This is a genomic window from Streptomyces sp. NPDC038200, from assembly GCF_055600785.1.
In genome coordinates, this window is the sequence record NZ_JBVJYH010000001.1 from 648,897 (window position 1) to 675,457 (window position 26,561).

General features: G+C 70.7%; 27 protein-coding genes. 12 read left to right on the forward strand and 15 right to left on the reverse strand.

Features of this window, described 5'->3' with window-relative positions:
- Positions 1–3 precede the first annotated feature (3 nt).
- Entirely contained in the window at positions 4–564 is a 561-nt protein-coding gene (locus ACZ7KF_RS02660) for an acyl-CoA thioesterase (protein ID WP_471068692.1), read from the reverse strand.
- A 120-nt stretch (positions 565–684) separates the two neighbouring features.
- Here ACZ7KF_RS02660 and ACZ7KF_RS02665 point away from each other — a divergent pair, with 120 nt between their 5' ends.
- Positions 685–2,010, forward strand: coding sequence for an LCP family protein (locus ACZ7KF_RS02665; protein ID WP_471068694.1), 1,326 nt, complete (start codon positions 685–687; stop codon positions 2,008–2,010).
- A 75-nt stretch (positions 2,011–2,085) separates the two neighbouring features.
- Here ACZ7KF_RS02665 and ACZ7KF_RS02670 read toward each other — a convergent pair whose 3' ends face one another.
- On the reverse strand, positions 2,086–2,448 hold the full coding sequence (locus ACZ7KF_RS02670; RefSeq protein WP_225822257.1) for a four-helix bundle copper-binding protein: 363 nt from the start codon (positions 2,446–2,448) through the stop codon (positions 2,086–2,088).
- Between the two features lie 472 nt (positions 2,449–2,920).
- Here ACZ7KF_RS02670 and ACZ7KF_RS02675 point away from each other — a divergent pair, with 472 nt between their 5' ends.
- The 6 genes from ACZ7KF_RS02675 (at position 2,921) to ACZ7KF_RS02700 (ending at position 6,634) form a co-directional block, all read left to right on the forward strand.
- Entirely contained in the window at positions 2,921–3,112 is a 192-nt protein-coding gene (locus tag ACZ7KF_RS02675) for a hypothetical protein (protein WP_065960306.1), read from the forward strand.
- Positions 3,096–3,620, forward strand: a complete 525-nt coding sequence (locus ACZ7KF_RS02680) for a DUF6879 family protein (protein WP_471068698.1) — start codon at positions 3,096–3,098, stop codon at positions 3,618–3,620. The genes ACZ7KF_RS02675 and ACZ7KF_RS02680 overlap by 17 nt, the downstream gene beginning before the upstream one ends.
- Complete coding sequence (locus tag ACZ7KF_RS02685) at positions 3,617–4,447, forward strand: helix-turn-helix domain-containing protein (RefSeq protein WP_471068701.1); 831 nt, start codon at positions 3,617–3,619, stop codon at positions 4,445–4,447. The genes ACZ7KF_RS02680 and ACZ7KF_RS02685 overlap by 4 nt, the downstream gene beginning before the upstream one ends.
- A gap of 527 nt (positions 4,448–4,974) precedes the next feature.
- Positions 4,975–5,199 (forward strand): DUF397 domain-containing protein, encoded by a 225-nt coding sequence (locus ACZ7KF_RS02690; RefSeq protein WP_471068704.1) that lies wholly within the window; start codon positions 4,975–4,977, stop codon positions 5,197–5,199.
- An 84-nt stretch (positions 5,200–5,283) separates the two neighbouring features.
- Positions 5,284–5,778 carry a hypothetical protein gene (locus ACZ7KF_RS02695; protein WP_471068707.1) on the forward strand — a complete coding sequence of 165 codons (495 nt, stop codon included), beginning with the start codon at positions 5,284–5,286 and terminating at the stop codon, positions 5,776–5,778.
- A gap of 433 nt (positions 5,779–6,211) precedes the next feature.
- Positions 6,212–6,634 (forward strand): tyrosine-type recombinase/integrase, encoded by a 423-nt coding sequence (locus tag ACZ7KF_RS02700; RefSeq protein WP_471068710.1) that lies wholly within the window; start codon positions 6,212–6,214, stop codon positions 6,632–6,634.
- A 198-nt stretch (positions 6,635–6,832) separates the two neighbouring features.
- Here the strand turns inward: ACZ7KF_RS02700 and ACZ7KF_RS02705 are convergent, their stop codons facing one another.
- Positions 6,833–7,990, reverse strand: coding sequence for an acyl-CoA dehydrogenase (locus ACZ7KF_RS02705; RefSeq protein ID WP_471068713.1), 1,158 nt, complete (start codon positions 7,988–7,990; stop codon positions 6,833–6,835).
- Between the two features lie 179 nt (positions 7,991–8,169).
- Here ACZ7KF_RS02705 and ACZ7KF_RS02710 point away from each other — a divergent pair, with 179 nt between their 5' ends.
- Together ACZ7KF_RS02710 and ACZ7KF_RS02715 are read left to right on the forward strand one after the other, a co-directional pair.
- Positions 8,170–9,513, forward strand: a complete 1,344-nt coding sequence (locus ACZ7KF_RS02710; RefSeq protein WP_471068716.1) for a UDP-glucose dehydrogenase family protein — start codon at positions 8,170–8,172, stop codon at positions 9,511–9,513.
- Between the two features lie 352 nt (positions 9,514–9,865).
- On the forward strand, positions 9,866–10,258 hold the full coding sequence (locus tag ACZ7KF_RS02715) for a VOC family protein (protein ID WP_471068719.1): 393 nt from the start codon (positions 9,866–9,868) through the stop codon (positions 10,256–10,258).
- 87 nt (positions 10,259–10,345) lie between these two features.
- Here ACZ7KF_RS02715 and ACZ7KF_RS02720 read toward each other — a convergent pair whose 3' ends face one another.
- The 4 genes from ACZ7KF_RS02720 to ACZ7KF_RS02735 all read right to left on the reverse strand — a co-directional run bounded on the left by ACZ7KF_RS02720 (position 10,346) and on the right by ACZ7KF_RS02735 (position 14,466).
- Entirely contained in the window at positions 10,346–11,446 is a 1,101-nt protein-coding gene (locus tag ACZ7KF_RS02720) for a dipeptidase (RefSeq protein WP_471068721.1), read from the reverse strand.
- A 166-nt stretch (positions 11,447–11,612) separates the two neighbouring features.
- Complete coding sequence (locus tag ACZ7KF_RS02725) at positions 11,613–12,800, reverse strand: dipeptidase (RefSeq protein WP_471069560.1); 1,188 nt, start codon at positions 12,798–12,800, stop codon at positions 11,613–11,615.
- 5 nt (positions 12,801–12,805) lie between these two features.
- Positions 12,806–13,330 carry a 5-(carboxyamino)imidazole ribonucleotide mutase gene (gene purE, locus ACZ7KF_RS02730; RefSeq protein WP_471068724.1) on the reverse strand — a complete coding sequence of 175 codons (525 nt, stop codon included), beginning with the start codon at positions 13,328–13,330 and terminating at the stop codon, positions 12,806–12,808.
- Positions 13,327–14,466: a 5-(carboxyamino)imidazole ribonucleotide synthase gene (locus ACZ7KF_RS02735; RefSeq protein ID WP_471068727.1), complete on the reverse strand. Its 1,140-nt coding sequence runs from the start codon at positions 14,464–14,466 to the stop codon at positions 13,327–13,329. The genes purE and ACZ7KF_RS02735 overlap by 4 nt, the downstream gene beginning before the upstream one ends.
- Before the next feature lie 182 nt (positions 14,467–14,648).
- Here ACZ7KF_RS02735 and ACZ7KF_RS02740 point away from each other — a divergent pair, with 182 nt between their 5' ends.
- Positions 14,649–15,185, forward strand: a complete 537-nt coding sequence (locus ACZ7KF_RS02740) for a GtrA family protein (RefSeq protein WP_471068730.1) — start codon at positions 14,649–14,651, stop codon at positions 15,183–15,185.
- A 168-nt stretch (positions 15,186–15,353) separates the two neighbouring features.
- Here ACZ7KF_RS02740 and ACZ7KF_RS02745 read toward each other — a convergent pair whose 3' ends face one another.
- Entirely contained in the window at positions 15,354–16,625 is a 1,272-nt protein-coding gene (locus ACZ7KF_RS02745) for an ATP-binding protein (RefSeq protein WP_471068733.1), read from the reverse strand.
- A 36-nt stretch (positions 16,626–16,661) separates the two neighbouring features.
- Positions 16,662–17,339 carry a response regulator transcription factor gene (locus ACZ7KF_RS02750; RefSeq protein WP_030653180.1) on the reverse strand — a complete coding sequence of 226 codons (678 nt, stop codon included), beginning with the start codon at positions 17,337–17,339 and terminating at the stop codon, positions 16,662–16,664.
- 496 nt (positions 17,340–17,835) lie between these two features.
- On the opposite strand from ACZ7KF_RS02750, the gene ACZ7KF_RS02755 reads away from it, so the two are divergent.
- A complete protein-coding gene (locus ACZ7KF_RS02755) occupies positions 17,836–19,374 on the forward strand; it encodes a peptide MFS transporter (RefSeq protein ID WP_471068736.1) in 1,539 nt (512 codons plus the stop codon).
- Positions 19,375–19,432: 58 nt separating this feature from the next.
- Here ACZ7KF_RS02755 and ACZ7KF_RS02760 read toward each other — a convergent pair whose 3' ends face one another.
- The 6 genes from ACZ7KF_RS02760 to ACZ7KF_RS02785 all read right to left on the reverse strand — a co-directional run bounded on the left by ACZ7KF_RS02760 (position 19,433) and on the right by ACZ7KF_RS02785 (position 25,309).
- On the reverse strand, positions 19,433–20,728 hold the full coding sequence (locus tag ACZ7KF_RS02760) for a hypothetical protein (RefSeq protein ID WP_471068739.1): 1,296 nt from the start codon (positions 20,726–20,728) through the stop codon (positions 19,433–19,435).
- Between the two features lie 2 nt (positions 20,729–20,730).
- Entirely contained in the window at positions 20,731–21,825 is a 1,095-nt protein-coding gene (locus ACZ7KF_RS02765; RefSeq protein ID WP_471068742.1) for a hypothetical protein, read from the reverse strand.
- Positions 21,822–22,709 carry a COG1470 family protein gene (locus ACZ7KF_RS02770; protein ID WP_471068745.1) on the reverse strand — a complete coding sequence of 296 codons (888 nt, stop codon included), beginning with the start codon at positions 22,707–22,709 and terminating at the stop codon, positions 21,822–21,824. Before ACZ7KF_RS02770 ends, ACZ7KF_RS02765 begins: the two co-directional genes overlap by 4 nt.
- Positions 22,710–23,139: 430 nt before the next feature.
- The gene (locus ACZ7KF_RS02775) at positions 23,140–23,862 is read right to left on the reverse strand and encodes an LPXTG cell wall anchor domain-containing protein (protein WP_471068748.1); all 723 of its coding nucleotides are present in this window, start codon (positions 23,860–23,862) and stop codon (positions 23,140–23,142) included.
- 169 nt (positions 23,863–24,031) lie between these two features.
- On the reverse strand, positions 24,032–24,610 hold the full coding sequence (locus ACZ7KF_RS02780) for an ATP-binding protein (RefSeq protein WP_471068751.1): 579 nt from the start codon (positions 24,608–24,610) through the stop codon (positions 24,032–24,034).
- Positions 24,611–24,931: 321 nt separating this feature from the next.
- Positions 24,932–25,309, reverse strand: coding sequence for an STAS domain-containing protein (locus ACZ7KF_RS02785; protein ID WP_471068754.1), 378 nt, complete (start codon positions 25,307–25,309; stop codon positions 24,932–24,934).
- A gap of 247 nt (positions 25,310–25,556) precedes the next feature.
- Here ACZ7KF_RS02785 and ACZ7KF_RS02790 point away from each other — a divergent pair, with 247 nt between their 5' ends.
- Complete coding sequence (locus ACZ7KF_RS02790) at positions 25,557–26,453, forward strand: RNA polymerase sigma factor SigF (RefSeq protein ID WP_471068757.1); 897 nt, start codon at positions 25,557–25,559, stop codon at positions 26,451–26,453.
- Positions 26,454–26,561 lie beyond the last annotated feature (108 nt).

Below are 26,561 nucleotides of genomic sequence, written 5' to 3' on the forward strand. Positions count from 1 at the left end.
TCTCTAGTCCTCGAATCCCTCCGCCGCGCGCTTCTCGCGCAGCTCGCGGATCGCCCGGCGGCGGGCCAGGCGGTGGGTGCGGCGGATCTGGGCCTCCTGGCAGCGGCGGCGGTCGCGGTCGGTCTCCGGTATCACCGGCGGCACCCGGCGCGGCTTGCCGTCGGCGTCGACGGCGGCGAAGACCAGGTAGGCCGAGCCGACCTGGGTGGCCGGGGCGGACTCGTTCCAGCGTTCGGCCAGGACCCGGACGCCGACCTCCATCGATGTCCGGCCGGTCCAGTTGACCTGCGCCTTCACATGGACCAGATCGCCCACGCGGACCGGCTCGAGGAACGCCATCTCGTCCATGGAGGCGGTGACGGCGGGGCCGCCGGAGTGCCGGCCGGCCACGGCGCCCGCCGCGTCGTCGACCAGCTTCATGATCACCCCGCCGTGCACCGTCCCCAGCAGGTTGGTGTCGTTGTGGGTCATGATGTGGCTGAGCGTGGTGCGCGAGGCGGACGTGGGCTTGCCCGGGATGTCCGCTTCCATGTCCGGATCCCTGTCCATGGCCTGGTCTGTCATGGCCCCCACCTTATGCCGTGGTGACAATCGCGGAATTTTGTGTCGGGTTCGCAACAGCGGGGCTGTGATTTTCCGACATCCCTTGTCCGGCCCATGGCGCCTCCCTGCACACTGGGGCGCATGAATGACTGGCCCGAGGGATGGTCCGACGACAACCGCGGCCCGCGCTACGGACGCGGCAGTGCCGGCGCGCAGCCGGAGGGTGCCCGCGTGATGCGCCAGGTGCAGCGCGGCCCGGCGGTACCGCCCGGGCAGCGCTCGGCGTACGGCGACCCCGGCCCGGCGGCACCGCCGTACGGAGCCGGAGTTCCGCAGCAGCCGTCGTACGTGGACGGCCGGGGCCACGAGGGCGGTGCCGGCCACGACGACTACGACAGCGGCTACAACACCGGCCAGGTCTACGGCAGCCCCGGCGGCCGGGGACCGGGCGATCCCGCGGGCGGGTCCACCCGCGCCCCGCGCCCCGCGCCGAACTGGCGGCGCCGGATCAAGTGGACCGCGATCACCCTGGCGACCGTGCTGGTCGTCACCTCGGTCGCGACCTACTTCTGGGCCGACTCCAAGCTGCGCCGCGAGGTGGACCTGTCGAAGGTCATCGACCGGCCGGAGGCGGGCGACGGCACGAACTACCTGATCGTCGGCTCGGACAGCCGTGAGGGCATGTCCAAGCAGGACGAGAAGAAGCTGCACACGGGCGGTGCCGAGGGCAAGCGCACGGACTCGATGATGATCCTGCACGTCGGCGACAACGGCGACACGCTGATCTCGCTGCCCCGTGACTCGGACGTGGTGGTCCCGTCGTACCAGGGATCGACGTCCGGCAAGGTCTACCCGGCGCAGGGCCGGCACGCGAAGCTGAACGCGACCTACGCCGAGGACGGGCCGACGCTGCTGGTCCGCGCGATCGAGGCCAACACCGGTCTGCACATCGACCACTACGTGGAGATCGGCTTCCAGGGCTTCGCGAGCATCGTGGACGCGGTGGGCGGCGTCGAGATCGACATCGACAAGGGCTTCAAGGACAAGTGGTCGGGCGCCGACTTCAAGGCCGGCAAGCAGACCCTGGACGGCCAGCAGGCCCTCGCCTTCGTCCGCACCCGGCACGCGTTCGCCGCGTCCGACCTGCAGCGCACCAAGAACCAGCAGAAGTTCCTGGCCGCCCTGGCCCACCAGGTCGCCACCCCGTCCACGATCCTCAACCCGTTCAAGTTCTACCCGACCATGGGCGCGGGCCTGGACTCCCTGATCGTCGACAAGGACATGTCCCTGTGGGACCTGGCGTCGATGTTCTGGGCGATGAAGGGCGTCAGCGGCGGTGACGGCACCTCGATGAACATGCCGATCTCCGGCTCCGCCGGCGGCAACCTCGTCTGGGACAAGGCGAAGGTGAAGACGCTGGTGGACGAGTTGAACAAGGACGAGAAGGTCACCGTCTCCGGCAACTGACGACCGCCGGGCCACGGGCACACGGAGCAAGGGCACCCGCGAGGGTGCCCTTGACCGTTCCCGGCAGGGCCGGACTCACATGGCGGCGCCGGCCATCGCCCGACAGGTGTCCGCGCAGCGGCGACACGCCTCGGCACAGCGCATCATCTGCTGGTCGTCCGGCATGGACATACACGCCTCGGCGCACATGTCACAGACCCTCGCGCACATCGCGCACATCTCGCCGGCCATGGGCGAGCGGCGCATCATCATGTCGGCGCACATGCGGGTCGTCTCGGAGCAGTCCATGAGCGCGCGCATGACCTGCATCTGTGCCTGACCGCCCTGCTGCATGCAGGAGCTCATGGTCTCCTCACACATGTTGTGGCAGCTCATGCATGCCTCGATGCACTCCTGCATCTGTCGGGTGAGGGCAGGCATCATTCCGGACTGGGTCATGGCTCCTCCTCGGAGGCGGTGGGACCCGGGGCGGGCCCCGTGTGGTTCCGTCCTACGCCGGGCGGTCCCGTCCCGCACGTCGGGTTACGCCCACCTGCCCCACGCGAAAAAGGCGCCCCTCGGGGCGCCTTTCCGGAAGCCGGGCCGTTACGGCGGTTGCGGGCCATGACGATGCGCTGGACCTGGTTGGTGCCCTCGTAGATCTGGGTACAGGTCACACGGCCCTGACCAGCATGAACAGCCCTCTCAGAGGAGGGCTCCGCAGCATTTCCCCATGATCGTCAACAGTCTGCGCAGGTCACCCCAGCCGCCTTGAAGCCGAGCCTGGGACGGCAACGGACGAGCAGGCTTGGAGGGCGTCACGCGGTTTCCCGTTCCGTCAACCGTGATCGCTTGACCCACACGCCCGGCCCTCGGGAGCATCAACCCAGACGCGAGGCACTGACAGCGGCCTGGGAGGGGAATCCAGACCATGAAGGTCACCAAGCTGGTCAGCACGTGCGACATCAAGGACTGCCCGACGATCTACGCGACGGATCGCGGCACCTTCTTGGTGCAGGGCGAGACGCCAACGGACCACGGGCTCCAGATTCCCGCTCACGAAACCCTGGTCGAGATTCCGATGGAACTGCTCCAGAAGGCCATCCGTGACAAGCTCATCTAAGACCCTCGGCGACCTCTTCGACTCGTTCCAGCGTGAGGCTTTCCGTCTGGAAACCCTGGACGACTACAGCAAGTCCGGGAACGTCGACGCATATCACGCCTACCTGGCCGGGGAGCCGCAGCCCGAGGACTACAACGCAGGATGGGTGGAAGAACTCCGCTCGCACACCGAGAACGGGCAGCGGGTCTATCGGGTGCACATTCTGTCGCGCCCGCTCACAGGCTATCTTTTGTTCGAACTCGGGTGGGGCTACCGGAAGAACATGACGGGAGGTGAAGAGTTCTTCATCCTCGACGTCACCGAGAAACCCAATCCCCTGGCCGGCGTACCGGACTTCTGGTGCTTCGATTCCGAGTCCGTGGCCGTGATGAACTACGACGGCGCGGGAAAGTACCTGGGCTCGGAAGTGCTGGAGCCGGAAAAGGTGGCGGAGTTCATCAGGTACCGCGACATGGCACTCGCCCACGCGGAACCATTTACCGAATGGTGGGCCAAGTACGGGGCGTGAACAGAGCACAGCTCGGGGCCGCGCTGCGGGCGCTGCGAATGGCATCTGGAATAGAAGCCAAGGCAGTGGCCCGCAGCGCCCTCATGTCTCCGTCCAAGCTGTCCAAGATCGAGAATGCCAAGCTCGCACCGAGCGCCACCGATGTTGAACGCATCCTGACCGCCATCGGCGTCTCGGATGAAGTCAAGGCCGAGTACACGGAGGCTGCCCGCGCATCCGCGACCGAAGCGACAGCGTGGCGGCTACTGAAGCGCATCGGCGTCCACAAGGGGCAGCAAGCCGCCAAGGCCCTGGAAGCCCAGATGTCGATGCTGCGGCTCTTTCAACCGGCGCTGGTCCCCGGCCTGCTCCAAACCCCGGAGTACATCCGGGCCGTTCTTGAACGGCACAACCTGAGTGAAGACGCCCTCACGCGCACGATCAACGGAAGGCTCGAACGGCAAGCGGTTCTGTACGACAGCACGAAATCACTTCAGTTCGTCATCACGGAACCCGTGCTGAGGTGGAGAATCGTCCCACCGCAGATGATGGCGGCGCAGCTCGACCGCATCGCCTCCATATCGCGCCTGCCTCACGTGGATGTTCGAGTGGTACCGCTGGCGATTCAGCAACACGACATCGCCAATCACGCGTTCGTTATCCGCGATGACCACATGGTGACGATAGAGACCGTGCACGCTGAAGTCGTCGTTACGGACCCGAGAGACGTTGGGCTGTACGTAGATAAGTTCAATGGGTTCGCGGCCGTAGCTCTGTCGGGGGACAGAATGCGGGTCCTACTCGAAGACATCCGCAACGACTTTTTGCGGGAACAGGAAACAGCCTAGAGGCGCGCCCCCGGCCAGCCGAAGATGGCGTCATGGGGAGCGAAGAGAGAACTTCCGATCCGGAGTCGACCTCATCGGCAATCAGCCTGATGGACGGGACAAGTGAGGCGTCCCCTAAGCCTGGATGCCGTACGTGCCTCTCGCTGTCGGTCGCGCGCGAGAACGCGCGATCCGCAGGGGACTACAGCGGGGTTTCAGACGGCAACGTAAGGCTCCGCCGCCACCAAGCCGAGGTACACGCGTGACGCGCAAGGGAGCGGCGCAGCGTCTCTTCGCTGACCGGCCGCTGATGACGATGCGCGTTTCCCGTGACTCCGGGCGATCGTGGGGGCCCGAGCAGGCAGTAACCGCGAGCGATGCTCTGGCACCTCTCGTGACTTCCGCGTGGCCGCCGTGCGAGTGCGCGCGGTGCGCCGAGTCCGGCAAGCGTTCCAACCGCTGAAGCGTGGCTCTCCCCCTTTGACTCCCGCCCGTTCGGGCGGCGACGGCCAGCCATGGCCGTGATCAGTTAGCAGGAAGGTGCAGTGATGCAGAACGGAACCGACCTGTACGCGCTCGACATCAGCGGGGCCTCGTTCGTCCAGGCGTGCGGCGGCCCCTGCACGGAGGGGTGCGTGACCCTGGCCCGGATCGGCGACGGTCTCTGGGCGCTCGGTGACAGCAAGCGGCCGGAGGCGCAGCCGTTGCGGTTCACCACGGAGGAGCTGGGCGCGGCCGGTATCGACCCGGCGCGCTTCGGCCTGAACGTCTGATCCTTCCCCTCCCGTCAGCCGGGCCGGGTCCATCCCCCGTCCCTGGGTCCGATCCGGCTGGCACCACTCGAACGGGAACGACTGGTGCACCACCACGGCTACCTATGGACCGGACCGAAAGAGCGCTTCGACAATGAGGCTCTACGGCGTCCCCCACACCCTGAGCCTCCAGCAGCTCCAGTGTCCGATGAGGACGTGAAGGCGGAACAGCTACTGAAGCGCTACGGGGAAGTGGTGGCCGAGTTCCCGACATCCGATCTGCCGCCGATCGAAACAGCGTACTGGCTCATCAAGCCCCGTTCCTCAGTTCGTGGCACCTGGGATGAACCCGAGGAAGCGGCAACATGGATCGGCGAACGGCTGACCGAGTACGCGCCCCGGTTCGCATCGGAGAGGGACCGAGACACCACGCGCCTGGCTCGGCTCGTGAGCATCGCTGCTGAGCAACTGTGCTCAGGTTCTGATCTGTCGTATGGCTACTACCTGGAACGCCCCTCGTACCTCTCCCTGGCAGTGGTGACGTGCTCCCCGAATCGCTCGAAGCCTGAACTGGCCTGCCCGGTGGGACAGTCGAAGTAACAAAGAAGCCCCGGCCCAAAATGGCCGGGGCTTCGTCGGTTCGTTAGAGCAGCGCCAGGAACGGATTCGAGTCTCCGAGCGGTTCCGACCGCTTCGGTTCGGGCGCAGGCTCTGGGGCCCGCTCCGGGGCAGGGCGGTAAGCGTCCAGACGGACAACCCGTGCGCGGTTCTGTTCACACTCCGCGCTTGCCGGCCACACATCATGAGTCGCAGCGACTCGGCGGCGCGGATAGACCTCGGTCACTCCGCCCCCTGTCTCACCCAGCCAGGCTCATGGCCGGGTGCGGTCTGCGACTGGGGGAGGCCATGGCGGTGTCCCGCGATCAGATCGACTTCAAGGCCGAGACGCTTCGGGTCGACTTTCAGATTGCGGAGGACGGAGACACCGAGTCGGGGAAGAACACCGCGATCCAGCGTCGGCACATCAAGGCTCGTGACGAAGGCGAGCCAGGGGCGCACTGTCCCCCTCCCTCCGAACGTCGCCTTCGAGCTTCAGCCACACATCGAGAACCACGCCGTATGGGGGCCGGAACGGCTTCTCTTCCCCAACGTGACGCGCACTGGCTACCTCTACGCGTCGTACTTCAACCCGAAGATCTGGAGGGAGGCTCTGGGCAAGGGACAGGTGGAGTACTGCAAGGCTCACTCACTCCGGCACTCCTACGGATCACGGCTGCTGTACGCCGGAGTCCCCGAGAACGATGTGGCCGACTGGATGGGCCACAGCAGTACGGATGTGCTGAGGGAGCACTACCACTACATCTTCGAAGGGGCCGAGCAGCGCGGCCGGGCCGCCATCGCAACGATGTTGACGCCCGGCGCTGACGATCCCACGGAGACATCAGAGGTCGCCTGATCCGCCTACGACAACAGCCCCCGGCAACGCGCCGGGGGCTGTGCTGTTTACGCAGGTCAGAGGCCGTTTCCAGCCAGGCGTCTACCCAGGATTCCCCAGCATGACGCCCATGAACGGGCCTGATCTGGCCGCAACGGACAGCACGTCGTGACCGTCTCGCCGGGCCGTCGGAATAGCCCCTGACCTGCGAAAACCCTGCTAGGGAAGGTTCCTCGCCATGACGATGCGCTGGACCTGGTTGGTGCCCTCGTAGATCTGGGTGATCTTGGCGTCGCGCATCATGCGCTCGACCGGGTAGTCCCGGGTGTAGCCGTAGCCGCCGAGGAGCTGGACGGCGTCGGTGGTGACCTCCATCGCGATGTCCGAGGCGAAGCACTTGGCGGCGGCGCCCAGGTAGGTGAGGTCGGCGTCGCCGCGCTCGGAGGCGGCGGCGGCCTGGTAGGTGAGGGCGCGGGCGGCCGAGATCTTCATCGACATGTCGGCGAGCATGAACTGGATGCCCTGGAAGTCGGCGATCGGCTTGCCGAACTGCTTGCGCTCCTGGACGTACCCCTTGGCGTAGTCGAAGGCGCCCTGGGCGACACCGAGAGCCTGGGCGGCGATGGTGATGCGGGTGTGGTCCAGGGTCTTCATCGCGGTGGCGAAGCCGCTGCCCTCCTCGCCGATCATGCGGTCGGCGGGGATGCGGACGTTGTCGAAGTAGACCTCGCGGGTCGGGGAGCCCTTGATGCCGAGCTTCTTCTCCGGGGCGCCGAAGGAGACGCCCTCGTCGGACTTCTCCACGACGAAGGCGGAGATGCCCTTGGTGCGCTTGTCCGCGTCCGTCACGGCCATGACGGTGTAGTAGTCGGAGACGCCGGCGTTGGTGATCCAGCGCTTGACGCCGTTGAGGACCCAGTGGTCGCCGTCGCGGACGGCCTTGGTCTTCATGCCGCCCGCGTCCGAACCCGCCTCCGGCTCGGAGAGGCAGTAGGAGAACATCGCGTCGCCCTTGGCGAGCGGGCCCAGGTACTTCTTCTTCAGCTCCTCGGAGCCGGAGAGGATCACCGGGAGGGAGCCCAGCTTGTTCACGGCGGGGATCAGGGAGGAGGAGACGCAGGCGCGGGCGACCTCTTCGATCACGATCACCGTGGCGAGCGCGTCGGCGCCGGCGCCGCCGTACTCCTCGGGGACGTGTACGGCGTGCAGGTCGTTCGCGACCAGGGCGTCGAGGGCCTCCTGCGGGAAGCGGGCCTCCTCGTCCACCGCCGCGGCGTGGGGCGCGATCTTCGCCTCGACCAGGGAGCGGACGGCGTCGCGGAGCATGTCGTGCTCCTCCGACGGGCGGTACAGGTCGAACTCAGCCGTTCCGGCCACGGTCTCTCACGCTCCAAAGACGCAGTGATACTGACGCTAATTACCGTTAAGTAACTCAAATTTTAGAGCCCTGCTCCGAGCGCGCCTACGTGAGCTTGACGACAGCGGCGAATTTGCCCGGTACACCTCCCGACTATGCTCGGGCCCGCATGAACGACCATCCACCGGCTGGAGCATCCATGAGCCTGAAGATCACCGTGATCGGCACCGGCTACCTCGGCGCCACACACGCCGCGGCCATGGCCGAGCTGGGCTTCGAGGTGCTGGGACTGGATGTCGCACCCGAGAAGATCGCCCTGCTGGAGCGCGGCGAGACCCCGATGTACGAGCCCGGTCTGGAGGAGTTGCTGCGCAGGCACGTCGCCGGGATCGAGGGGTCGACCGGGCGGCTGCGGTTCACCACGGACTGGGCCGAGGCCGGCGCCTTCGGCGATGTGCACTTCGTGTGCGTGAACACCCCGCAGAAGCACGGTGAGTACGCCTGCGACATGTCGTACGTCGACTCCGCGATCGCCTCCCTCGCCCCGCACCTGCACGGGCCGGCCCTGGTCGTCGGCAAGTCGACCGTGCCGGTGGGCTCCGCCGACCGGCTCGCCGGCTACCTGGCCGAGCACGCGCCCGCCGGTGCCGACGCCGAGCTGGCCTGGAACCCGGAGTTCCTGCGCGAGGGCTTCGCCGTGCAGGACACCCTGCACCCGGACCGGATCGTGGTCGGCGTGCGCAGCGAGCGCGCGGAGAAGCTGCTGCGCGAGGTGTACGCGGGCCCGGTGGGCGAGGGCACGCCGTTCGTGGTGACCGACTTCCCGACCGCCGAGCTGGTGAAGACCTCGGCGAACTCCTTCCTCGCGACCAAGATCTCCTTCATCAACGCGATGGCGGAGGTGTGCGAGGCCGCCGGCGGCGACGTGGCGAAGCTCGCGGAGGCCATCGGGTACGACGACCGGATCGGCGGCAAGTTCCTGCGCGCGGGGATCGGCTTCGGCGGCGGCTGCCTGCCCAAGGACATCCGGGCGTTCATGGCCCGCGCCGGTGAGCTGGGGGCCGACCAGGCGCTGACCTTCCTGCGCGAGATCGACTCGATCAACATGCGCCGGCGCGGCCAGATGGTCGAGATGACCCGGGAGGCGCTCGGCGGCGGTTCCTTCCTCGGCAAGCGGGTCGCGGTGCTCGGGGCCACCTTCAAGCCGGACTCGGACGACGTCCGTGACTCCCCCGCGCTGAACGTGGCCGGCCAGATCCACCTCCAGGGCGGTCAGGTGACGGTGTACGACCCGAAGGGCATGGTGAACGCCCGCAAGGTCTTCCCGACGCTGGGGTACGCCGACTCGGCCCTCGCGGCCGTCCGGGGCGCCGATGTCGTCCTGCACCTGACCGAGTGGCGGGAGTTCCGGGAGCTGGACCCGGCGGCGCTCGGCGAGGCCGCGGCGGCCCGGGTGATCCTGGACGGGCGCAACACCCTCGACCCGGAGCTGTGGCGGCGGGCCGGGTGGACGTACCGCGCGATGGGGCGTCCCACCGCCTGACGCTCCGCCGGGCGGGGACCGTCCGGTGCGGTCTTCGGCCTCGGCCACGGCTCGGCCACGGCACGGTCGCGGCCGGCCGCGCCGGGGGCGCCGGTCCCGTCGACGTGCACAGGTGACGCCGGTTCGGCCGAGGCTCAGTCGGCCGAACCGGCGTCTGTGCGCATTCTGCACCACACCGCCGTGCCCCACCCTCTCTTCGCCCCGTACCGGCGCATCCCGGCGCGGGCCCCGCACCCCCCGCGTCGGGCGACGGCGGCGCCCCGGGACAACGGCGGACTTCCCGTGTCGACGCCGCCCCCTGGGGGCACCCGTTCCGTCTCTGCGCCCGCCGACCCGTCCGGAGGAGAACACCATGGCGTCCGTGGCCCGTTTCCGTTCCGTCGTGCTCGACTGCCCCGATCCGCACGCGCTGGCCGCCTTCTACGCGGCGGTGGCCGGGGGCACCCCGTGGGCCGAGGACGACGACTGGGTGGTCCTCCAGGTCCCGGACGGGCCGCGGCTGGCCTTCCAGCGGGCCGAGGGGCACACCCCGCCGGAGTGGCCGCGCGCGGACCGCAACGGCCAGCAGTTCCATCTGGACTTCGACGCGGGCCCGGACTGGGCCGACGTCGACGCGGCGCACGAGCGGGTGCTCGCGCTCGGCGCCCGTCCGCTGGATCTGGAGGACCGTGAGAAGAAGGACTTCCAGGTGTACGCCGACCCGGCCGGGCATCCGTTCTGCCTGTGCCGGATCGAGGAGCCGTGACGCCGTCCGTGCCCGATCGAGGAGCCGTGACGCCGTCCGTGCCCGATCGAGGAGCCGTGACGTCCCCGGGGGCGTCGGGCCCGGGGGCTAGGGCGCGTCCAGGTCGGTGATCCGCATCGCGGACACCTCCCGGCGATGCTGCGCGGCCCGGGCCGTGAAGTCCGCGCTGCGCAGCACTCGCTGCACGTTTCCCCAGGTCAGCAGGGCCAGATCGGCCTCGGTCCAGCCGCGTCGGAGCAGCTCGGCGATCAGGTGCGGGTAGCGGGAGGCGTCGGCGAGCTCGCGGGGGTGGACGGCCCCGGAGTCGTAGGTGCCGGACAGGCCGACGCACTCGGGGCCGGCCACGTCGCGGACGTGGTCGAGGTGGTCGGCGACGTCCGGCACGGTCGGGCCGGTCTGCTCGGCGGTCAGCGGCACCATGCACAGGCCCTTCGCCCCGCCCAGGGCGGCGAGCAGGTCGTCGGGCAGGTTGGCCGGGTGCGGGCGCAGGGCGCGGGCGGCCGAGCGGGTGCACAGCACCGGGGTCTTGGACAGGGCCAGGGTCCGCTCGACGGTGGCCTCGCTGGCGCCGGTGACATCGGCGAGCACGCCGAGCCGGTTCATCTCGCGCACGACCTCCTCGCCGAACCGGGTCAGTCCGGAGGCGCCCGCCCAGGCGGTGCCGGTGAGGGAGAGCACGCGCAGCCCGAGGGCGTGCAGGACGCGCAGGATGCCGAGGGAGCCGTCGAGGGCGGTGCCGTGCGCGGGGCCCAGCAGGACGGCGACCCGGCCGCGGTTGCGGGCGTCGATGACCTGCCCGGCGGTGCGCACCAGCCGCAGCCCCTCCGGATGCGCCTCGACCACGGCGCGCACCTGGTCCAGCTGCTCCAGCGTGGCCGCCACGGCACGCTCGCCGCCCGCCCCCTCGGGCAGGTGCAGTGACCAGAACAGGGCGCCGACATGCCCCTCGCGCAGCCGGGGCACGTCCGTGTCGACGGCGGCCTCGCCCAGCTCCAGGTCGTACCAGGGCAGATGGCGCAGGGCCCAGGGCAGGCCGCTGTAGCCGTCGGCGACCGGGTGGCCGGCGAGCAGGGTGTGCGCCCGCGCCAGCAGCTCACCGGCCGGCTGCTCGGGGAAGGGGTCGTCCGGCAGGTCGTAGCCCCCGTCGGCCTCGGCCGTGAGGGGGGTGTCGTCCTGGAGGTCGGCCATGGCGGGCTCCGTACGTCGTCGTGGGCTACGTCGGTCGTGAGCTACGGCGTGCTGTGGCTGGCGTACCGACACGTTCGCACGGAGCGGACGGAGACTTCCTGGTGAGTGGGGCGTTCGGGGGTAACCCGTCAGGGGCGGCGCGGCGCGCCGCCCCTGGACCGGAGATTCAGTCCCGGGTGCCGTCCAGCGACGCGATGGTCGCGAGGGACGGGGCGCGGGTGGCCTGCAGATCCCGGGCCACGTCCTCGGCCGCGCCCAGCACCCGCACCGCGTTCTGCCAGGTCAGCTTGGCCAGGTCGGCCTTGGACCAGCCGCGCTCCAGCAGTTCGGCGAGCAGGTTCGGGTAGCCGGAGACGTCGTCCAGGCCGTCCGGGGTGAACGCGGTGCCGTCGTAGTCGCCGCCGATGCCGAGATGGTCGATGCCGGCCACCTCGCGCATGTGGTCCAGGTGGTCCGCGACCGTCGACACCGTGGCGACCGGGCGGGGGGTGCGCTCCTCGAAGGCCCGGTGGATCTTCATCGCCTCGGGGCTGGTGTCCAGGTGGTGCAGGCCGTGGGCGCGCATGTTCTCGTCGGCCGCGGCGGTCCAGTCCACGGCCGCCTGGAGCACGAACTTCGGCACGAACGTCACCATGGCGACGCCGCCGTTGGCGGGCAGGCGCTCCAGCACGTCGTCGGGGATGTTGCGGGGGTGGTCGCACACCGCTCGCGCGGAGGAGTGGGAGAAGATCACCGGCGCGGAGCAGGCGTCCAGCGCGTCCCGCATCGTCGTCGCCGCCACGTGCGAGAGGTCGACGAGCATGCCGACGCGGTTCATCTCCCGGACGACCTCGCGGCCGAAGGCGGACAGGCCGCCCACGTTCGGCTCGTCGGTCGCGGAGTCGGCCCAGTCCACGTTGGAGTTGTGGGTGAGCGTCATGTAGCGCACGCCGAGCGCGTACAGGCCGCGCAGCGTGCCGAGGGAGTTGGCTATGGAGTGACCGCCCTCGGCCCCCATCAGCGAGGCGATACGGCCGTCCCGGCGTGCCGCTTCCATGTCGGCGGCGGTCAGCGCGGGCGCCAGCTGCGCGGGGTAGCGGGCCAGCAGCTGCCGGACGCAGTCGATCTGCTCCAGCGTGGCCGCCACCGGCTCCGGCTGCTCGGCGGGCACGTACACCGACCAGTACTGGGCACCCACGCCGCCCTCGCGCAGCCGCGGCAGGTCGGTGTGCAGGTGCTCGTGCTGGTCGCCGGCGATGTCCAGGGCGTCCAGGTCGTAACCGGACCGCTTGCGCAGTGCCCAGGGCAGGTCGTTGTGCCCGTCGACCACGGGGAACTCGCGCAGCAGCGCGCGTGCTTCGTCCAGGGCGGCCACGGCGGTCACTTCCCGAAGCCGAAGCCGCTGCCCGCGCCCTCGACCTTGGAGCGCAGCCGCTTGCCCTTCTCGGTGGCCTGGTCGTTGAGGTCCTGCTGGAAGTCGCGCATCTTGTGCAGCAGGTCCTCGTCGTGCGCGGCGAGCATGCGGGCGGCGAGGAGCCCCGCGTTGCGGGCACCGGCGACGGAGACCGTGGCGACCGGGACCCCGGCCGGCATCTGCACGATGGAGAGCAGCGAGTCCATGCCGTCCAGGTACTTCAGCGGCACCGGTACGCCGATGACCGGCAGCGGGGTGACGGAGGCGAGCATGCCCGGCAGGTGGGCGGCACCGCCCGCGCCCGCGATGATCACCTTCAGGCCGCGGTCGGCGGCCTGCTCGCCGTACGCGATCATCTCGCGGGGCATGCGGTGCGCGGAGACGACGTCGACCTCGTAGGCGATCTCGAACTCGTCCAGGGCCTTGGCGGCGGCCTCCATGACGGGCCAGTCGGAGTCCGACCCCATGACGATGCCAACAACAGGGCTCATTCGGTGATGGTGCCTCTCAGGTAGCCGGCTGCGTGACGGGCGCGCTCCAGCACGTCGTCCAGGTCGTCGCCGTAGGTGTTGACGTGTCCGACCTTGCGGCCGGGCTTCACGTCCTTGCCATACATGTGGATCTTGAGCTTGGGGTCGCGGGCCATGCAGTGCAAGTACGCGGAGTACATGTCCGGGTAGTCGCCGCCCAGGACGTTGACCATCACGGTCCACTTGGCGCGCGGGCGCGGGTCGCCCAGCGGAAGGTCCAGGACCGCGCGGACGTGGTTGGCGAACTGCGAGGTGATCGCGCCGTCCATGGACCAGTGGCCGGAGTTGTGCGGGCGCATCGCCAGCTCGTTGACGAGGACGCGGCCGTCGCGGGTCTCGAACAGCTCGACGGCGAGGTGGCCGACGACGCCCAGCTCCTTGGCGATGGTCAGGGCCATCTGCTCGGCGTGCAGGGCGAGGTCCTCGGAGAGGTCGGGCGCGGGCGCTATGACGGTGTCGCAGACGCCGTTGACCTGCTGCGACTCGACCACCGGGTAGGCGACGGCCTGGCCGTGCGGGGAGCGCACGACGTTGGCGGCCAGCTCGCGGACGTAGTCGACCTTCTCCTCGGCGAGGACCGGGACGCCGGCCCGGAACGGCTCGGCGGCCTCCTCGACGCCGTCCACGACCCACACGCCCTTGCCGTCGTAGCCGCCGCGGACGGTCTTGAGGACGACGGGGAAGCCGTCCCCTTCGTCCGCGAACCGGACCACGTCCTCCGGATCGCTCACGATCCGGTGCCGGGGGCACGGGATGCCGATCGCATCGAGCTTCGCACGCATCACCCCCTTGTCCTGGGCGTGCACCAACGCGTCGGGTCCGGGGCGCACGGGGATGCCGTCCGCCTCCAGAGCCTTGAGGTGCTCGGTGGGTACATGTTCGTGATCGAAGGTGATCACGTCGCACCCGCGCGCGAACTCACGCAGCGTGTCCAGGTCGCGATAGTCGCCGATGACGACATCGCTCACGACCTGCGCCGCGGAATCCTGAGGGGTGTCACTGAGGAGCTTGAACCTGATGCCCAACGGGATGCCCGCTTCGTGCGTCATACGCGCGAGCTGCCCCCCGCCGACCATGCCGACTACCGGGAACGTCACACCCCTAGCGTATCGGCCACGGCGGAGCGGCCGGATCGCGTCCCTCTCACGATCTCTTACCCGGTGCTTCCCCGCCTCTTTCCGACCTGTTTCCCGGGCGTGGCGAGGTCCACAGGCACCGGGTGGTCCGCCCGGCTAGCATGGCGGGGTTGACGAAACCTAGCGACGGGAGCTGCACAGCCATGGAACCTCGTTCCTCGGGGCTGCAACGGCTCGTACGCGAGGTGGCCAAGTTCGGCGCCGTCGGCGGAGCCGGCGTCCTCGTCAATCTCGGCGCGTTCAACCTGGTCCGGCACCTGTCCGACCTGCCGGTGGTGCGCGCCAGCATCATCGCGACCGTCGTGGCCATCGTGTTCAACTACGTCGGCTTCCGCTACTGGACGTACCGGGACCGCGACAAGAGCGGGCGCACCAAGGAACTGACCCTGTTCCTGCTGTTCAGCGCGGTCGGTCTGGTGATCGAGAACGGCGTGCTGTACCTGGCGACCTACGGTTTCCACTGGGACAGCCCGCTCCAGAGCAACGTCTTCAAGTTCGTCGGCATCGGCGTGGCGACCCTGTTCCGGTTCTGGTCGTACCGCACCTGGGTGTTCCGTACGATGCCGGCCCGGGAGGCCGTGGCCGGCGCCGAATCGATTCTGAAGCAGGAGTCGAAGCGGCCCGCGCCGAGCCCGAAGCAGGAGACGAAGCGACCGGCGCCGAGCCAGCGCGTCCCGTAAAGAGCCGCGCCGCGAGGTGCCGTCGATCGCCTGCGGCGCCGTCGTGGGCGGCTGCCGTGCTGTCGTGGCCGGCTACCGCGCTGTCGTGGGCGGCTGTCGCGTTGCCGTGGCTGGTCGCGCGGTTGCCGGCACCGCTTCGGGGCGTCGGCCCGCGTTGCGGGGGAGCGCTCAGCGGACCGTCGGCCGGTCGTCGTCCGACTTGCGCGCGGGGGCCGTGCGGGAGAGGAACAGGCCGAAGACCGGGGGCTGCGCCTGGAGCAGTTCCAGCCGGCCGCCGTCGGCCTCCGCGAGGTCACGGGCGACGGCCAGACCGATGCCCGTGGAGTTCCGACCGCTGATCGTGCGCTCGAAGATCCGTGCGCCGAGGTCGGCCGGCACCCCCGGCCCCTCGTCGGTGACCTCGATCACGGCCTGGTTGCCGGTGACCCGGGTGCGCAGGGCCACGGTGCCGCCGCCGTGCATGAGCGAGTTCTCGATCAGCGCGGCCAGCACCTGGGCGACCGCGCCGGGCGTGCCCACCGCCGTCAGATGCCGCTTGCCCGAGCTGACGATGGCCCGGCCGGCGCTGCGGTAGGCGGGCCGCCACTCCGCGAGCTGCTGCTGGATGACCTCGTCCAGCTCGAAGGAGACCGCGGAGCCGGTGCGGGGATCGCGGGAGTTCGTGAGCAGCCGCTCCACCACGTCGGTCAGTCGCTCCACCTGCGTCAGCGCGACGTTCGCCTCTTCCTTCACCGTGTCCGGGTCGTCGGTCAGGGTGATCTCCTCCAGGCGCATGGACAGCGCGGTCAGCGGCGTGCGCAGCTGGTGGGAGGCGTCGGCGGCCAGGCGCCGCTCGGCCGTCAGCATGCGCCCGATCCGCTCGGCGGAGGAGTCCAGCACATCGGCGACGCGGTCCAGCTCGGGCACGCCGTAGCGCTTGTGCCGCGGGCGCGGGTCTCCGGAGCCGAGGCGCTCGGCGGTCTCGGCGAGGTCGGTCAGCGGCGAGGCGAGCCGGTTGGCCTGCCGTACCGCGAGCAGCACCGCCGCCACCACCGCGAGCAGCGCGACCAGCCCGATGATCAGCAGGGTCCGGCCGACCTCGCGGGTCACCGCGGAGCGGGGCTCCTGCACGGTGACCGTCTCGCCCTCCTCGCCGTGCTGCGTGGAGTGGATGGTGTCGCCCTCGGGCTTGCTGCCGATCTCGATGGGCGTCCGGCCGGGCATCCGGATGACCGCGTACTGGTCCTTGCTGACCGGATTGCGCAGGACGTCCGCGTTGACGTTCTCCGCGGCGAGGATCCGGCTGTCCACGATGCTGGCCAGCCGCACCGCCTCGGACTCGACCCGCTCCTGGGCACTGTTGCTGATCGTCCGGGTCTCGACGATCACCAGGGAGATCCCGAAGACGGCGATCACCACGAGGACGACGGCGAGGGTGGACTGGATGAGACGTCGGCGCATGATCCGTTACCTGGGGAAGATCGCTGGTGGCCGGGCTCAGCTCTTCTCGAAGCGGAAGCCCACGCCGCGCACCGTCGCGATGTACCTCGGGTTCGCCGCGTCGTCGCCGAGCTTCTTGCGCAGCCAGGAGATGTGCATGTCGAGGGTCTTGGTCGAGGACCACCAGGTGGTGTCCCAGACCTCGCGCATCAGCTGGTCCCGCGTCACCACACGGCCGGCGTCCCGCACCAGCACGCGCAGCAGGTCGAACTCCTTCGCGGTCAGCTGGAGTTCCTCGTCGCCCATCCAGGCGCGGTGCGACTCGACGTCGATCCGCACGCCGTGGGTGGCCGGCGGCTGCTGCGGTTCGGCGGCGCCGCGCCGGAGCAGGGCCCGCACCCGGGCGAGCAGTTCGGCGAGCCGGAAGGGCTTGGTGACGTAGTCGTCGGCGCCCGCGTCCAGGCCGACGACGGTGTCCACCTCGTCGGCCCGCGCGGTCAGGATGAGGATCGGTACGGTGTGGCCGTCGGCGCGCAGCCGGCGGGCGACCTCCAGGCCGTCCATGCCGGGCAGGCCCAGGTCCAGCACGACGAGATCGACGCCGCCCTGCATTCCGGCGTCGAGCGCGGCGGGTCCGTCCTCGCGCACCTCGACCTCGTAACCTTCCCGGCGCAGGGCGCGGGCCAGCGGCTCCGAGATGGACGCGTCGTCCTCGGCGAGCAGTACACGGGTCATGAGGTGATGGTAGACCGCCCGCGCACGGTGCCGGGGTGTGATCGGTTTCCAGGATTCTTACCTTCGCGCCCCGCTGGTACGAACCATTGACCTGGGGATGCGATCGTAGGAGAGACCTTCGAATCCGGTTGCGCGGTTCCCGCGACACCTGTGATCCGCGTCTCAAGTCCTTCCATATCCGGCAGTGTCCTGCCGTATGGTGACCTGAACGCCTGTAGTGCGCACCGGGGACCTTTGGCGAGCAGTCGACGCTGAAGGTCTCTTTTGTGTACGGGCTGATGAAGATCAGCCTCGAAAGGAATGACCTCTGGCCGGGCTCCGGACGCAGCGACGCGTCGTGGGGCGTGGATCCCGGTGGTCGCCGTCCGCCGCTCCGCGATCCGGAGCGGACTCCCCCTGGGCGTGGGGGTGGACGACCGACCCTGCCGGTGCCGGCCGCACCCCCACCGGGCGCGCAACGCTCCAGCCGCGCGTCCCGACCACGCAAGGAACGACCATGGCGTCCAGCCTGACGAAGGACTCGGTCCGCCCGGGCACCCCCGGTTCCGAGAAGACCTTCTTCGGCCACCCCCGCGGACTGGCCACTCTCTTCATGACCGAGATGTGGGAGCGCTTCAGCTTCTACGGCATGAGGGCCCTGCTCGTCGTCTACCTGCTCTCCGGCGGCCCCGACGCCAAGAAGGGCAGCATGGGCGGCGGGCTCGGCATGGACCTGGCCACGACGACCGCGATCTACTCGGTCTACCTGTCGATGGTGTACCTGCTCGCCATGCCCGGCGGCTGGCTCGGCGACCGCGTCTGGGGTCCCCGCAAGACCGTCGCCATCGCGGCCGTCACGATCATGGCCGGTCACGTGGTGCTGGCCCTGCCCGGCGGTCAGGCGCCCTTCTTCGCCGGTCTGGCGCTGGTGGCGCTCGGCTCCGGTCTGCTGAAGGCCAACATCTCCACCATGGTCGGCCACCTGTACAAGGGTCCGGACGACCCGCGTCGGGACGGCGGCTTCACGATCTTCTACATGGGCATCAACATGGGTGCCTTCTTCGCGCCGCTGATCATCGGCACGGTCGGCCAGGAGGTCAACTGGCACCTCGGCTTCGGTCTCGCCGCGGTCGGCATGGCCATCGGTCTCGCCGCGTTCCTCCTCGGCACCCGCAACCTGAGCCCGCAGAGCAGCGTCGTCCCGAAGCCGCTGGCGGCCGAGGAGCGCGCCACCTGGCTGCGCAAGGGCCTGATCTGGCTGGCCGTCGCCGTCGTCTTCTACGGCATCGTCGGCATCAGCGGCCACTTCACCCTGAACTGGGCGATGATCCCGCTGACCGTGATCGGTCTGATCATCCCGGCCGGCGTGCTGCTGCGCATCAAGCGGGACAAGGACCTCTCGGACGTCGAGCAGTCCAAGATGACGGGCTACATCTGGTTCTTCGTGGCCGCCGCCGTCTTCTGGATGATCTACGACCAGGGCGGCTCCACCGTCCAGGCCTTCGGTGAGAACAAGGCCGCCGGCTCGCTGTTCGGCCTCGACTTCCCGTCCTCGTGGTACCAGTCGCTGAACCCGGTGTTCATCATGGCGCTGGCCCCGGTCTTCGCCTGGTTCTGGCTGTGGCTGAGCCGCAAGGGCCAGGAGCCGAGCACGGTCGCGAAGTTCGCCGCCGCCCTGTTCTTCATCGGCGTCTCGTTCTTCTTCTTCCTGCTGCCGCTGGGCATGGCGTCCGACGGCACGAAGGTCAGCCCGATGTGGCTGGTGGGCATCTACCTGATCCAGACCGTGGGCGAGCTGTGCCTGTCGCCGGTCGGCCTGTCGGTCACCACCAAGATGGCTCCGGCCAAGTACGCCAGCCAGATGATGGGCGTGTGGTTCCTCGCGGTCACCGCGGGCGACTCGATCACCAGCCTGCTGTCCAACCCGGCCATCGCGGGTGTCGACCTCAGCGGTTCCGGCGCGGTCCTGGTGGAGGCGATCCTCGCCGCCGTCGCGGGTGTCGCGGTCTACATGTACCGCCGCAACGTGAAGTCCCTGATGGGCGACGTGCACTGACCTGACCCCAGGTTCCGGGAAGGGCCACCGCATCCTCGGATGCGGTGGCCCTTCGCGTTCACCGGCGTGCCCGGCGCCCCGGCAGGAACGTGAACACCGCGCCGCCCAGCAGGATCGCGGTGCCCGCCACCAGGCCCAGGGCCTTCAGCGCCCCGTGGTCGCCCGCGCCGGTCTCGGCGAGGCCGCCGTCACCACTGTCACCGCCGCCGCTCCCGGACGAGGAGCCGCCGGACGACGTGCCGCCCGCCGCCCCGCCGGGCTGCCCGGTGGTGTCCAGGGTGAGCGAGACCTCCGTCCTGTCCGGCGTGCAGGTCGTGGTCGTACCGAGCGCCTTCACCGTCAACACGCCCGGGGACAGCGTCGAGGAGCCGCTCGCCCCCGGCTTGTAGGTGCCGGTGAGGTCGGGGATCTCGATCGGGTCGCCGGACTTGATGGGCCCGGCGTTCGCCGGCCCCTCCACGTGCACCGTCCCCTTGTCGGCGCCGCCCAGCGCCACCTCCATGGACGGCTTCACGGAGTCCTTCGGGATGTCCGCGGGGCTGTCCATCACCGACTTCTCGAACCGGACGGTGAGGGCGTAGCTGCCGCCGTCCTTCTTGGCGTTGATCTGCACCGGCGAGGTCGCCTTCTTGTCGCCGATCGGGGTCTTGCACGAGTACGGGATCTGCACCTCCTTGCCGGTGAAGTCGGTCTGGCCGGTGCCGCCGGTGGCCGTCGGGGTGGCCGTGGCCGTCTTCGTGGGCGTCGCCGTGCCGGTCGGTGTGCCGGACCCGGTGGGCGTCGACGTCGACGTGCCGCCGCCCGCCGTGACCTGGATCGTCGCCGCCTTCTGCACGGCCTCCTTCGGGGAGCACTTGGTGTCGGTGGACATCGCGTTGACGGTGTACGCGTCCGGCGTCAGCGTCACCTCGCCGGCCGCCGTCAGCTTCAGGGTGCCCTTCATGTCGGACAGCACCATGCCGGCGCCCTTGGGGATCGCGGGGTTCTCCCGCGGGCCCCGCATCGCGATGTCGGCGGTCTGCGCGCCGGCCGCCTTCAGCACGCCGGACGGCTGCACCGAGTTGGCGGGGAGGTCGATGATGTCCGGGTTCTTGGACGCGGCCTGGACGAACTTCCACACGACGTCCACGGTGTCGCCCACCTCGGCCGTGGCCGGCGCGGTGATCTCGACCTTCGTGGTGCCGTCGACGGGGTCGATGCCCGCGGGCGGCACGCAGTGGGTGGCGTACGACACCTCCGCCGCCTGCGCGGGTGTCGCGGCCACGCCCAGCAGGACGCCCGCACCGCCGAGCGCCAGCGCGGCCCCGGCCGCCGCCAGTCTGCGTCCCCCGGCCGCTGTGCCTCTCCTTCGCATGCTCACGTGGGTCCCTTCGTGGTGGGAGTCGTCGGACTCGTCGGGCTGTCGTGGTGCGGTGCGGAGGACCGGCCGGCCGGGTCGCCCGGAGCGGAGTCCGGGGTGAACCACGGCAGGGTCGGAGTCGTGGCGGCCGGACCGGCCGCGGGGGCCGGGGGCCCGGCGGTACGGGAGCGCGGCAGGGGCAGGCGCGGGGCGGGCCGGGACAGGCGGCGCCGGTGTCCGCCGCCACCGGGGCGACGCGGGCGCCCCCGGTCCACCACGGCCATGCCGATGCGGAACAGCGCGGCCGGGATCACCAGGCAGAGCAGGAGCCAGAACAGCGTCACGCCCCACGGCCGGCCCACGGCCCACGGTTGCTCGGCGAGCACCCGGCCGGTGTACCTCAGCGTCACGGTGTAGTCGCCGTGCGCCCCGGCGGACAGCTCGACCGGCAGCCTGATCTGCGCCTTCTTCCCCGGCGCCAGAGTGCCGCGCCACTGCCGCTCGTCCCACTCGGGGGCGAAGACGCCGTGCGCGGTGCCGACCCGGAACACCGGGTTCTCGATCGCGCTCGTGCCGGTGTTGCCGACGGTGAGGACCAGGGTGCGGCTCGGCGGCGCCCCGAACCAGGTCAGCAGGCCGCTCGACCCGGTCAGCCGGGGGTCGGACAGCACCGCCAGCCGGCCGGTGGAGCGCTCGGCGGGCAGCGGGGCCACGGGATGCCCGGCGACCTCCAGGACGGCGTCGGCCTCCGCCCTGGCGCCGGTGACGGTGGCCACGTGCACCACGCAGGGGCAGGGCACGGGGGGTTCGGCGACCGGCAGTCTCCGGCTGAAGGCGCCGGCGGCGTCGGTGGTCACGGCCCGGCCGTCGCCGTTGGCACAGGAGTTGGTGCCGCCGACGACCCCCCGGGCCGGGGTGGCCCGCCCGCAGACCAGCATCATCAGCAGGGTGCGGGGCCGCCAGCCGGTGCCGCCGACGGTGACGGAGCCGCCGGTGCCGGCCTGGACCGCCGACAGCTTCACGGCCGGTCCGTCCGCCGCTCCGGCCTGGCCGGCCGGCCCGGCGAGGGCCAGCAGCAGCGCGACGAGCGCCGGCAGCACGAGCCGCCTCACGACACTGCTCCCGTCGGCTCGGCCCCGGCAGCCACGGGTGCGGGCCCCGTCCGGCGCGCGCGCCGCCGGCGCAGGAGGACGGCCGTACCCGCGACCGCCGCGCCCGCACCGCCGGTCACCGCGCCCCACGGCACGTACGCGGCCGACGCGGCCGCCGTGTCCCGCGCCCCGCCCGCCGCCGTCACCGTCAGCCGTACCCGCACCTCGTCCAGCACCGGCCGGCCGGGCCACGGCTCGCTGAACGTGCGGCGGGCGCCCGGGGGCAGCCGGACCGGCAGGGTGCGCGGGGCCCGCTCCAGGAGCCGGCCGAAGACACCGTCGGCGCGCACCGCGAGCCGTGGCACCAGGACGGTCGTACCACGGTTGACCAGCTCGTACGTGATCCGGTCGGCGTGGACGGCGAGGTGTTCGACGGTCAGCGCGGCGAGCGAGGGGCCGCCGACGCGCAGCCGGACCGGCACGCGCACGGTACGGCCGTGCGCGTCCCGCGCGACGATCGCGCCGGTGCGGTCGCCGGGGGCGGCGGCCTGCGGCACGGTCACGGTGAACGGCACCTCGGCCCGGGTACGGGCGGGGATGCGCAGACCGCTGCGGGCGAACACCGCCGGCACGCCGGTGCCACGCAGCCGGACCGTGACCGGGGTCCGGCCGCGGTTGGTCACGGACACGGTGTCCCGCAGGACCGTCCCGGGGGCGCCCTCGGCGTAGAACGCGGGGCGCCCGCCGCCCAGAGGCGCGAGGGACCAGCCGCCGGACTGCGCCTGGGCGGGCGGGGCGCCGGTCAGCAGCGCGAGCGGGAGCAGCAGGGCGACGAGGGCCAGCGGGGGGCGCGATGATCGCGAGGGTGTCGTACGTGGGGTGCGCGTGGTACGCGGGGTGCACATCGTAGGCGCTGTGCATGTGGTGCATGTGGTGCAGGCAGTGCATGTGGTGCAGGCGGTGCATGCGGTGTGCGTGCATGCGGTGCTCGTGGCGCACGTCGTGCGCTGTGGCGGGCCGAGGACGCGTGCGGCGGGCGGCATGGGCGGCTCCAGCGGTGGTGGCCGGACGGTTCAGCGGGCGGCGCCGGGGCGGCGGGGAGCGACCGGGGCGAGGCGGTCTGCGGCGGGCGGGCGGGGCGAGGCGGGCGGGGCGAGGCGGGCGGGGCGAGGCCGTCGTGGGTGCGCGGTCGGGCCGGGCTGGGGCGGTCAGCGGCTTGCGGTCGACGGCGTTCGCCTGCGGTTGACGGCGTTCGCGTGCGATCGGCGGCGTTCGCGTGCCATCGGTGGCGCTCGCGTGCCATCGGCGGCGCTCGCGTGCCATCGGCGGCGTTCGTCAGCGGCGGGCGGTCTGGTTCCGTCGGGTCAGCCACAGGGCGCCCGCCGCGCCGGCGAGGAGGACCGTGCCGCCGAGTGTGCCGAGAGCGACCGCGGAGTCCTCGGGGCCGGTCTGCGGCAGCTGCCCGCCGGTGGACGAACCGCCGGAGCCGCCGGAGGCCCCGGTGGACCCGGAGGTGCCGGACGACGAGCCGCCGGACGACGAGCCGCCCGCCGCCGTCACGTCCAGGGTCAGGGACGCCTTGGGGCTGTTGGTCGGCGTGCACGTCGTCGTCGTGCCGAGCGCCTTGATGGTGAGCGTGCCCGCAGTGAAGGTGACCTTGCCGCTCTTCTTCGGCGTGTAGGTGCCGCTCAAGTCGCTGATCTTGATGGGGGTGTTGGCCGGGATGGCCGCGGCGTTGGCGGGGCCGCTGACCGCGAGCGTGCCGCTGTCGGCGCCGCCCAACGCGATGGTGGCGCTCGGGCTCATCGCCCCCTTGCCCAGCTCGACCGGACTGGAGGAGACGCCCTTCTGCCAGGACATGGTGACCGTGTAGCCGCTGCCGCTCTTGACGCCCTTGATGTCGATGGGCGAGACGGCACTCTTGACGCCGATCGGCGTCTGACAGCGGTAGTTGACGTCGACGACGTCGGCGTGGGCCGCCGGCGCGGCCAGCAGCACCGCCGAGCCGGCCAGGGCCGCGACGGACGCGAGCGCGGCGGTTCGTTTCGGGTACGACACGTTCGGTCCACCCCATTCATTCCTGACGGCATATCAGATTCGGCCGTCAAGGTACGCCCGGGGTCGTGAGGAAGGAAGACGCGGCACACGCCGGAGTTGTGACGATCCGGCGTGCGCGAAGGGGTGCCGGAGTGGAGGGAGGCGGGGGCTCGGGTGCCCCCGGCGTCGGTCAGGCCGGGGCGCCCAGTTCCGCCCACACCGTCTTGCCGGAGCGGCCCTGCGCGCGCACGACGCCCCAGTCCAGGCACAGCCGCTGCACGATGAACATGCCGTGGCCGCCGGGGCGGCCGGCGCGGTGCGGGGTGCGCGGGGCCGGCTGGCCGGTGCCCTGGTCGGAGACCTCGACCCGGATCACCTTGTTGTCGCAGGAGATGACGATCTCCTCGGGACCCTCGGCGTGCAGGCAGGCGTTGGTGACCAGTTCGGAGACGACGAGCAGCACGTCCTCGGCGGCGGCCCGCTGATCGGCCGCGGCGGCGGGCAGCCAGCCCCACGCGTACAGCGCCTGCCGGGCGAAGTCACGGGCGAGGGGGACGACTCCGCTCTCTCCCGCCAGGCGGAGCCTGCGCACCTGCGGGTCCGCCCCCGCCGACGCACCGGCGGCCGGGCCGGACGGCGCGGACGACACGGACGACACAGCTGCCCCCGCGGGCGCGCCGACGGTCGGCGCGGCCCCTTCGGGCACGCCGGAAGCGCCGCTGGGCTCCGGGCCGCGGTCGCCCGGCGAGTAAGGCCGGGTGGTGCTCATCAGCGCTTCACCTCACCGATTCACCAGTTCACGATTTCAAAAGTCCGGTCAGCAGTCCGGCCCGCGGCGCGGTCGGAAGTCCGGCCAGGGGTCCGGTCGAAGGTCCGGCAGGGCGGTACGCCGTGCGGCCGTACGCCGTCCGGCCGCCGGCCCGGCACCGTACGCCCGCGGCCCGGGCGGGGTCCCGTGCCGGACGCCTCCTGCCTTCTTCTGCCCTCTCCTGCCCGACCGATCCGGCGAAACACCCCCAACTTCGGCGTGACGCGCGCAACGCTCGCGAAAGCCGGTGGGCGGACCGGGGCGGCGGGGAGGGGCGGCGGCTCAGTCGGCACCGTCGGCCAGTGCCGCCTCCACGGAGTCGTGGACGGTGAACACCGCCTCGGCTCCGGTGATCTCGAACACGCGGGCGACGACCGGCTGCATTCCGGCCAGGTGAACCCCGCCGCCCGCGGCCTCCGCCTTCAGCCGGGCGCCGAGCAGGACGTTCAGCCCCGTGGAGTCGCAGAACTCCAGGCGTGTGCAGTTCACGACGAGCCGCGAGAAGCCCTTGGCCAGGAGGTCGTCGAGGGGCTCGCGCAACAGATCGGCGGTGTGGTGATCCAGCTCACCCGCCGGTGTCACAACGGCGCTGGAGCCCTCTTCCCGCACCTCCACCAGAAGCCGGCCCGACTGTGCGCTGCCGACCGTCCCGTGGTCCATGCCGTCTCTCTCCCGAGGTCGTGGCTGCTGATGCCCTCGAACATTACGCCTTCCAAGCGCACTCCGACACCCGAACATCCGCGCACAATCGGACATATCGCAACAGAACGCACTTGCGACCCGCTCGGTGGAGCGGGTAGGCCTAGTAAGGACACACACCCCTACACGCCGGCTTCGGAGGCGCCGCACACCGCAGTGCACGCAATTGGCTTCGGCAGCCATAAGCCGAGAACGATGGAGGACACCCATGTCACCCCGGCTCGACGCATCGCCTACCCCGATCGCGACGTCGACACCCCCACCGGAACAACTGGATCATCCCATCGACGCCCTCGATCTCTTCGAGGGACTCCCGGAGATCCCCCCGTACGACGAGATCGGCCCGGTCGACGCGCGGGCCCTGTCCAAGACCCTCTTCGAGCGACTGGAGTCGCTGGAGGAAGGGACGCACGAGTACTCGTACGTCCGCAACACCCTTGTCGAGCTGAACCTGGCGCTCGTCAAGTTCGCCGCCTCCCGCTTCCGCTCCCGCAGCGAGCCGATGGAGGACATCATCCAGGTCGGCACCATCGGCCTGATCAAGGCGATCGACCGCTTCGAGATCGCCCGCGGCGTGGAGTTCCCCACCTTCGCGATGCCAACCATCATCGGCGAGATCAAGCGGTTCTTCCGTGACACCTCGTGGTCCGTGCGCGTCCCGCGCCGGCTTCAGGAGCTGCGGCTCGACCTCGCCAAGGCGGGCGACGAACTGGCGCAGCAGCTGGACCGCGCCCCCACGGTCACCGAACTCGCCGAGCGCCTCGGCATCTCCAACGACCAGGTCGTCGAGGGCATGGCCGCCTCGAACGCCTACACCGCCTCCTCGCTGGACGCCCAGCCCGAGGAGGACGAGACCGAGGGCGCGCTGGCCGACCGCATCGGGTACGAGGACCACGGACTCGAAGGCATCGAGTACATCGAGTCGCTCAAGCCTCTGATCGCCGATCTGTCGTCCCGGGACCGGAAGATCCTCTCCCTGCGTTTCGTGGCGAACATGACCCAGTCGGAGATCGGCGAGGAACTCGGCATCTCCCAGATGCACGTGTCACGGCTGCTGTCGCGCACGCTGGTGCGGCTGCGCAAGGGCCTGACCCTGGAGGAGTGACCCTCCCGCCCGGACCACGGAACGCGGCCCGGCCCCGGCCCCGGGCCGCTTCGCCGTGTCCGGAGCGGCGTGACCCGGCGGCGTGAGCGGCGTGACTCGGACGCGGCC